Source organism: Prevotella brunnea (genome assembly GCF_008016795.1).
Lineage (GTDB): Bacteria > Bacteroidota > Bacteroidia > Bacteroidales > Bacteroidaceae > Prevotella > Prevotella brunnea.
In genome coordinates this window covers 1-8837 of the sequence record NZ_SDIK01000027.1, presented here as the reverse complement: position 1 = coordinate 8837, position 8837 = coordinate 1, and the positions used below count along the sequence as shown (strand labels likewise).

5 protein-coding genes and 1 pseudogene are annotated in these 8837 nt (G+C 46.4%); 5 read left to right on the top strand and 1 reads right to left on the bottom strand.

The features are described from left to right. Positions 1-123 precede the first annotated feature (123 nt). The 5 genes from ETF27_RS04270 (at position 124) to ETF27_RS04250 (ending at position 8232) form a co-directional block, all read left to right on the top strand. Complete coding sequence (locus tag ETF27_RS04270; RefSeq protein ID WP_240048126.1) at positions 124-2427, top strand: patatin-like phospholipase family protein; 2304 nt, start codon at positions 124-126, stop codon at positions 2425-2427. A 211-nt stretch (positions 2428-2638) separates the two neighbouring features. After that, complete coding sequence (locus ETF27_RS04265) at positions 2639-2869, top strand: hypothetical protein (protein ID WP_147785528.1); 231 nt, start codon at positions 2639-2641, stop codon at positions 2867-2869. A gap of 132 nt (positions 2870-3001) precedes the next feature. Beyond that, on the top strand, positions 3002-4777 hold the full coding sequence (locus tag ETF27_RS04260) for an oxaloacetate decarboxylase (protein WP_130829585.1): 1776 nt from the start codon (positions 3002-3004) through the stop codon (positions 4775-4777). Next, complete coding sequence (locus ETF27_RS04255; RefSeq protein WP_130829586.1) at positions 4777-5316, top strand: HDIG domain-containing metalloprotein; 540 nt, start codon at positions 4777-4779, stop codon at positions 5314-5316. Before ETF27_RS04260 ends, ETF27_RS04255 begins: the two co-directional genes overlap by 1 nt. A 66-nt stretch (positions 5317-5382) precedes the next feature. Then, positions 5383-8232, top strand: coding sequence for a putative LPS assembly protein LptD (locus ETF27_RS04250; protein WP_147785527.1), 2850 nt, complete (start codon positions 5383-5385; stop codon positions 8230-8232). Positions 8233-8602: 370 nt separating this feature from the next. Here the strand turns inward: ETF27_RS04250 and ETF27_RS11445 are convergent. Next, a pseudogene (locus tag ETF27_RS11445) lies at positions 8603-8695 on the bottom strand (IS982 family transposase); the annotation flags it as partial. Positions 8696-8837 lie beyond the last annotated feature (142 nt).

The window sequence follows — 8837 nt, the reverse complement described above, 5'->3', positions numbered from 1 at the left end:
ACTTGCTGGTTGACTCTGCGCTCAGTAGCAAGGAGAAAGCCCGTTTGAGACAATTCCAAGAAAAAGATTTCTCAATCGGAGCTTTTTTCGTACATTTGCATTCAGTAAAAATCATATATGGTCATGCGGTCATCTCTTGAGAAATTCTTACTTATCTTGCTCTTCGCGAGCCTTTGCCCCACCCTCTTCGCACAACCAGCCGACACGGTTCGAAGAAAGAAAGTGGCAGTCGTGCTCAGTGGTGGAGGTGCGAAAGGCATGGCACACATCGGCGCACTGCGTGTGATTGAGAAGGCAGGCATTCCCATTGACATCATCACGGGTACATCCATGGGTGCTTTGGTGGGCGGGCTTTATGCCATAGGTTACGACTCGCATAAACTTGACTCGCTGGTGCACGTACAAGATTGGGGATTTCTGCTCTCCGACAAGGCCGGCATGAACCGACAGAGTATAGACGAACGACGCAAACAAAACACTTATTTCCTATCCCGGACCTTCTCGCTCAGTAAAAAGAAAAAGTTTCAGTCGGGTGGCTTTATCGAGGGAAAGAACCTGATGTCGCTTTTCTCAAAACTTACGGCAAACTATATCGACTCCATCAATTTTAACACACTGCCCATACCCTTTGCCTGTGTGGCAACCAATATCGTGGACAACACCGAAGTGGTTTGGCAGGAGGGCATTCTCGCCAAGGCCATGCGTTCCTCCATGTCCATTCCCGGAGTGTTCGCTCCGGTTCGGGAGGGGGACAAGATGCTGGTGGACGGCGGTTTGCGTAATAATTTCCCCGTGGATATTGCTCGAAAGATGGGAGCCGATGTGGTGATAGGCGTAACCGTGCAGGGGGAACCAAAGACAGCAGACGATTTGGAAAACGGTTCGTCGATATTGGGACAAATTGTGGACGTGAACTGCATGAACAAATACGAAGCGAACATGCAGGCAACAGACATCCTCATCCGATGCGACACAAAAGGGTACACAGCGGCAAGTTTTACGAAAAAGGCAATCGACACCTTGATAGTCCGCGGAGAACAGGAAGCCATGAAGCATTGGGACAGCCTGATGTCGCTAAAGAGAGAATTGGGACTGCCCAACGATTACATGCCGAAAAAGCCTGCATCGGCAAAGGTAGTGGGACTGCCGCAGACAATGCGCCTTCGGAAAGTTCTTTTCGAGAACATGGAGGAGAAAGACATTGCCTTTCTCACCAAGAAGTACAAACTCAAAAACAAACAATTCATTACACTTAACGAGGTGGATGACATGGTTGCCACCTTGCGCGTAAATCTTTTCTATACGGATGCAGATAGTTATTTCACACCCATTCCCAATGAAAACGATTTATACGATGTGAAGATAGTGGCAAAAGAAAAAAAACAAAGTCGCGTGGGTTTGGGCATTCGGTTCGATACAGAGGAAATGGTGGCACTGCAAGCCAACGGCACTTTACGCTTCAACACCAAAATGCCACTCGATATAGATCTGAGCCTGCGACTGGGCAAGAGAATTATGGTGAAAAGCAACCTCAATATCACGCCTTGGACTTACGGACGCATGACGCTTTCTTACACTTACAGGCACAACGACATCAATATCTACGACAACGGCAACAGGCTCTCCAATGCCTTATATGACCAGCACAGGGGCACGTTCCAACTCTTCGACTTCAACATCCGAAACTTTAACGTGAAGATAGGAACACGCTTCGATTATATCAATTACAATGATTTGCTCGTGGGAATTAATTATGAGGGCAACAATCAACCAAGAAAGAATCTACACTTCATGGATTACCATGCCACCGTGGATTACAACTCTGAAAATGGGTGGAACTTTCCCACCAAAGGGGCTCGTTTTCATGCCGATTACAGATATGTAACCAAAAACTTCGTGGACTACGACGGACACGTGGGGTTCAATATCGTAGAGGCGTCATGGAGAATGAATTTCCCATTGAACAACCATCTGACTTTCCAACCTATGATTTACGGGAGAATGCTCACAGGGAAAAAGGGAAAGACACTAAACACAACGGAGGACTTCAGTGCCGGAAGAATGACCGACCTTACCTTGTTTCATTTGCAAAACTTCATCGGTGGGGCATGGTTCGGACACTATTTAGAGGAACAGCAGATGCCTTTCGCGGGAGTCGGGCACGTAGAGATGGTGGAAAACAAGTGGATTGCCATCCAACTGAAATTGCAACAACAGATAGCTGATAATAATTACCTGATTTTCAGATTGGGGACTTACGAGGATGGGCACGACCTTAACAATCTTTTCGACCATTCTCCGAAAGTGGGTATGGAAGTGGGCTATTTCTATAACCTGAAATTCTTGGGACCGCTGGGAGCCTCTCTTGGATATTCTGACAAGACACACAAGCCCTATTTCTACATCAACTTCGGGTTTGAATTCTAACAATATGGTGGATAAAAAGAGTGTTTTCTGACGCCTTTCTATCACCTTGCTAATCAACAACTTACAACACCCATTTTAAAAACTAAGCTTTTACCACTCAAAAGCTAAGCTTTTGGCTTGCGAAAGCTAAGCTTTGGCTCTAATTTGCTTTATTATTTCCAAATCAGTCCCTCAAAAAAAATAAAACATTGCAGATGTTACATTGCCAATCGTGGTCGTTCCATCCCTCTTCAGGGGGGCAAAAGCACTGTTTGTCCGCATAAGGAACGAACCGGCAATCGTTATCAATCGGGTAGTGTTTCATCGTATATGGACAGCCATCGGAAAACCATTCAAAGCAATGGCCCACGGAAGGCATCGCACTCGCCTGAAAACAACTTCTTCGCGCTTTTCAAACAAAGAGGAAATCACCGCCCGGAACACTTGTTCCATCATCTTGTGAAGAAGAAAGGAAAGTCAATTATTGCAAAAAAACAAGGCAATAAGCCGATTTTCAGTTTTTTTTTCCTAATTTTGCACGGTGGATTGCCAGTGAGCAATTACGACAACATTGAACAAGAAAAGATAATAAAATATGGCCAAGAAAATCCAATTCAGTCTCATATATAGAGATATGTGGCAAAGCTCCGGTAAGTTCCAGCCACGCAAAGATCAATTAGTGCGTATCGCGCCCATATTTGTTGAAATGGGTTGCTTTTCACGCGTAGAAACCAATGGTGGCGCATTCGAACAAGTAAACTTGCTTGCAGGAGAGAACCCTAACGACTCTGTCCGCGCTTATACAAAAATATTGCATGAGGCAGGTATCAAGACCCACATGCTCGACCGCGGTCTGAACGCACTCCGCATGTATCCGGTTCCCGATGATGTTCGCCAATTAATGTATAAGGTAAAACACGCACAGGGAGTAGATATACCACGCATCTTTGACGGGCTGAATGACATCCGTAACATTGCCCCATCAATAAAATGGGCCAAGGAGGCAGGCATGACACCGCAAGGTACGCTCTGCATCACCACATCGCCTGTTCATACATTGGAATACTACAGCAAACTTGCCGACGAGGAAATAGCTGCGGGAGCAGAAGAAATCTGTCTGAAAGACATGGCAGGCATCGGACAACCGGCATTCCTCGGTCGGCTCACGAAGATGATAAAGGAGAAGCATCCTGACATCATTCTTGAATATCATGGGCACACCGGTCCCGGTCTCTCAATGGCATCCATGCTGGAGGTGGCAAAGAATGGTATCGACATCCTCGATTGCGCCATAGAACCGCTGTCTTGGGGTAAAGTACACCCGGATGTCATCTCTGTGCAGAGTATGCTGAAGAACGCCGGCTTTGATGTTCCGGAAATCAACATGGACGCCTACATGAAAGCACGTGCCATGACACAGGAATTCATTGACGAATGGCTCGGCTATTTCATCAATCCACAGAACAAACTCATGAGCTCTCTGTTGCTTGGTTGCGGACTTCCGGGTGGAATGATGGGCTCCATGATGTCCGATCTCGGCGGTATTCGCGCCACCATCAACAATCTCCGCGCAAAGAAAGGCGAGCCGGAGCTGAGCGTTGACGATATGCTGGTGAAACTGTTCGACGAAGTGGCTTACGTTTGGCCACGCGTGGGTTATCCTCCATTGGTAACACCATTCTCCCAATACACAAAGAACATCGCATTGATGAACCTGCTCACCATAGAACAAGGAAAGGGAAGATTCGTAATGATGGACGATGCCATGTGGGGAATGATACTCGGAAAGAGTGGCAAAGTACCCGGAAAGATAGATCAGGAATTGGTTGATTTGGCAAAGAAGAAAGGTCTTGAGTTCACCGATGCCGATCCGCATACATTACTTGAAAACGCACTCGACAGCTTCCGCAAAGAAATGGACGATAACGGCTGGGACTATGGTCAGGACGACGAGGAGCTGCTGGAATTGGCCATGCACCCCGAACAGTACCGCAACTACAAGAGCGGACAAGCAAAGAAAAACTTCCTCGCCGACTTGCAGAAAGCCAAGGATGCCAAACTTGGAGCAAAGGTCAGCATGGAGGAAGCAACCGCTTTCAAGCACGCAAAGGCAGACGCTATCGTGGCACCGGTGAAAGGACAGGTGTTCTGGGAGTTCCAAGGAGATGGAGAAGTTGTGGCAGCCACAGAACCATTCATCGGAAAAGAATATGCCGAAGGCGACAAACTCTGCTATCTGCAAGCCCCATGGGGAGAGTTTGTGGAAGTGCCTGCCGCACTTGGCGGACAATTGGTTGAAATCAATGCGAAACAAGGCTCCAAGATTAACAAGGGTGATGTGATCGCATATATTCAAAGACCCGAGAATTAATGGACTACCGGTCAATCATTGACAAGTTTTACCCCGAGGATAATGAGCTGCGCCATATCCTCATCACACATAATCAATCTGTAACGCAACGCGCGCTACAGATTGTTTTTTCTCATCCGGAGCTTTCGTTCGACAGCGACTTCATCGAAGAAGCCGCCATGCTGCACGACATAGGCATCTTCAAGTGCGATGCGCCCGGCATCTGTTGTCATGGCACGGAGCCTTACATCAGGCATGGCATATTGGGAGCGGAACTGCTCAGAAGCGAAGGCTTTCCACGTCATGCGAGAGTGTGCGAGCGACACACCGGAGCCGGGCTGTCAAAGAAAAGTATCATTGAACAAAACCTTCCGCTGCCGCACAAGAATTTCTTGCCTGAAACACTCGAAGAACAGCTTATTTGCTATGCTGACAAATTCTATTCCAAGACCCGACTTGATGAGGTGAAGACTTACGAGCGGGCAGAGAAAAGCATTGCACGCTACGGAGAGAAAGGATTACTGCGTTTCAGGGAATGGAAACGAATGTTTGAGCCTTAAAAGTTAAAATAAAGAAATAACATTCATAATCCCCATTATTTGCTTAATTTTGCAAGCTATTAGGCAATGAGAAGAAAGACGGTCATATTCCTATTCGTGCTTGTCATCGTTTTTGCGATGGCTGACACGCATATTGCCCTCCACACATTCAGTTTCCACACGATTCCCACTGACAGCACATCCATAGCGAACGCGACACACAACGAGCAAGATAGAGACAATGACACAACTTTGGTAACGCTTTCAAAAACCGACACGACAAGAATGGACTCGCTGAAACGGGCAATCTATCAGCACAACAAAGCAATAGACGACTCCATACGGGCAGACAGCGTAATGCGAGCGCGATCGAACGGAATAGAATCACCCATCAATTATTCAGCAGAAGACTCACTGGTCTATGACGCCGGTGCACAAGTGGCGTATCTCTATGGAAACTCCAAGGTAGATTACCAAAACATGAAGCTGTCGAGCGACAAGGTGGTGTTAAATTTAGACAGCAACTTGGTACACGCCACAGGCACGGCAGACTCTACTTCGGAAGGCGGAATCAAGGGGAAACCGGAGTTTTCATTGGGCGAACAACAATATTCCAGCGACACGATGGCCTACAATTTCAAGTCGCAAAAGGGAATGATAAAAGACGTTTACACGGCACAGGATGATGGGTTCCTCAGTGGGGAGAAAGCCAAACGCGACTCCACCGGCATGGTTTATATGCAGCGTGGTCGATATACCACATGCGACTTGGAACATCCCGACTTCTACATCGCCTTGTCGCGCGCCAAAGTGCGCCCGGGAAAGGATGTCGTCTTCGGACCGGCTTACCTTGTGGTAGCAGATGTCCCTCTCCCACTCGCAATACCATATGGTTTCTTCCCCTTCTCCAAGAAATATTCCAGCGGTTTCATCATGCCCAGCTATGGTGAGGAACAGAACAGGGGTTTCTATCTTCGCGATGGCGGCTACTACTTTGCCATCAGCGACAAATGGGACTTAAAGTTGCTGGGAGAAATCTATACGAGGGGCTCATGGGGAGTGAGTGCCGCAAGCAACTATCGCAAAAGGTATCGCTACTCGGGATCTATCCTCGTCAGCTATCAAAGTACGAAGACAGGCGACAAAGGATTACCCGATTACACACAAGAAGAAAGCTTTAAGATGCAGTGGAGTCACCGACAAGATCCCAAAGCCAATCCTTACAGCTCGCTCTCGGCAAGCGTGAACTTCGCCACATCAAGCTATGAGCGCAACAACCTCAACAGCATGTACAACCCACAGACGCTCACGCAATCCACACGTACATCTTCGGTGAGTTGGAGCACACAGTTCTCAAGCATAGGATTATCGCTCAGCACCACAGCCAACCTTTCGCAGAACATGCGCGACTCAACCATCCAACTCACCTTGCCCGACCTGAACATCAGTCTCAGCCGTTTCAATCCTTTCAAACGCAAGCGCGCCGTGGGCAAGGAAAGATGGTATGAGAAGATTTCCATGAGCTACACCGGACAGTTGTCGAACTCCATCTATGCGAAAGAAGACAAAATACTGAAGTCGGATTTCATGAAAGAATGGAAACACGGATTTCAGCATAACATCCCCATACAAGGCAACTTCACGATACTGAACTATCTCAACGTTTCTCCTTCTTTCAACTTCACCGATCGAATGTACACCAGCAAAGTGCAACGCTCGTGGGATGAAACGATAGGAAAAGAAAGAAAAGACACTTTGTCCGGGTTTTACAACGTTTACAATTGGTCGCTGAACCTCACAGCCGGCACAAAGCTCTATGGGTTTTGGTTACCCAGCCGCAAACTATTCGGCGATAAGATACAAGCTATACGCCATGTCATCACGCCACAAATCAGTCTTTCCTACTCACCCAACTTCGGGGCAAGGCGTTACGGATACCATGACAGTTATCAATACACGGATGCCGATGGAAACGTACGGCTCGTGGAATACTCTCCATACGAGGAAGGAATGTACGGAGTGCCCGGAAAGAACAAGACAGAAATGATTTCATGGGACATCAGCAACAACCTTGAGATGAAAATCAAGAGCGATAAGGACTCAACAGGATTCCGGAAAATAAGCCTCATCGATGAGCTGGGCGCATCCATGTCGTACAACGCCGCAACCGATTTCCACCGCTGGAGCGACCTAAGCGTGCGCCTACGCTTGAAATGGTGGAAGAACTACACGTTCTCTATGAATGCCCAGTTCGCCACCTATGCTTATGAATTTGATGAAAACGGAAAACCGTATGTAGGAAACCACACAGAATGGGGATACGGACGTTTCCCGAGATTTCAAGGAATGTCGCAAAACTTCTCTTTCACGCTGACCCCGGAGAAACTAAAAAAATGGTTTGGAGGCGGAGAAGTCAAGAATGAAGACGACAATAAGAATGATGATGAGGGCGTGGATCCAAACATCGAAACCAATATGGATGAGAATTTGGAACGCGGAAAACACTCTGCCAAAAAGAAATCGAATAGCAGCATCGCCGAAACAGATGAAGATGGCTACATGCGCTTCAATATGCCATGGTCGCTGACCATAGGATATGGTATCTCCATGCGAGAAAATCAACAGGGAAAATTCAACAAGAAAACGATGAGATATCCTTACAAATATACTCAAACCCTCAACGTCAGCGGTAACATTCGCATCAGCGATGGATGGAACATCAACTTCTCCACAGGTTACGACTTCGAAAATCATACCATGAGCATGACTACCGCCACCATCTCACGCGACCTACACTGCTTCAACATGAGTGCCTCCATCGTTCTCAGACCTTACACTACCTACAACTTCACCTTCCGCTGCAATGCAGCCACACTCACCGATGCGCTCAAATACGAGAAGCAAAGCGGTATCAACAACACCATCAGATGGTATTAATCGAGAAAATCATGAGATTTGACATATTTTGTTCTATTGCTGTCCGCTAAAACCAAAAGAGCATAAATATTCCGCCCGAAGTCCTTTTAATTGGTACTTCGGGCTTGTTTTTCAAAAAGTAGGTCCCCTCTAATCAGACACTCTCTCCATAGAAGTATCTTAAATGATGAAAGAGAACAACTGACAGGAACGATACTACTTTTTTCAATATAAGTTGTAACCTTTTTCATACAATGATATTAGCTTCTTTTAAAAACGATGGTACTTTTTAGGCAAAAAGATTATACTTTTTTGGCAAAAAGATTGTACTTTTTTGAAAGACTTTTAGTACCATTTGTAAATCACTCGTTTTCAACAACTTACAAAGTAGCATGAATGTTTTGTACTCCAAAGGCTTACGGTCATCAACATCTCCCGGTGTTATCATAAAACTGAGAAGCTCTCCTTTCTCATTGTAAATCAATACCATAAAGTTACAACAATTTTCGCTAATCACCAAATTTACAGACACTTATAATTCATCGAACTCACGTTATATTAACAAGAAACAAAGGTAACCAAAAGAGCCGGATTCCTCGCTTGGAATGGTACTGTCCTATAAAAGT

What these genes read in the sequence shown, in the direction of transcription:
- ETF27_RS04270 (WP_240048126.1), top strand. Translation starts at nt 124, where the DNA reads ATGCGGTCATCTCTTGAGAAATTCTTACTTATCTTGCTCTTCGCGAGC.
- ETF27_RS04260 (WP_130829585.1), top strand. Translation starts at nt 3,002, where the DNA reads ATGGCCAAGAAAATCCAATTCAGTCTCATATATAGAGATATGTGGCAA.
- ETF27_RS04255 (WP_130829586.1), top strand. Translation starts at nt 4,777, where the DNA reads ATGGACTACCGGTCAATCATTGACAAGTTTTACCCCGAGGATAATGAG.
- ETF27_RS04250 (WP_147785527.1), top strand. Translation starts at nt 5,383, where the DNA reads ATGAGAAGAAAGACGGTCATATTCCTATTCGTGCTTGTCATCGTTTTT.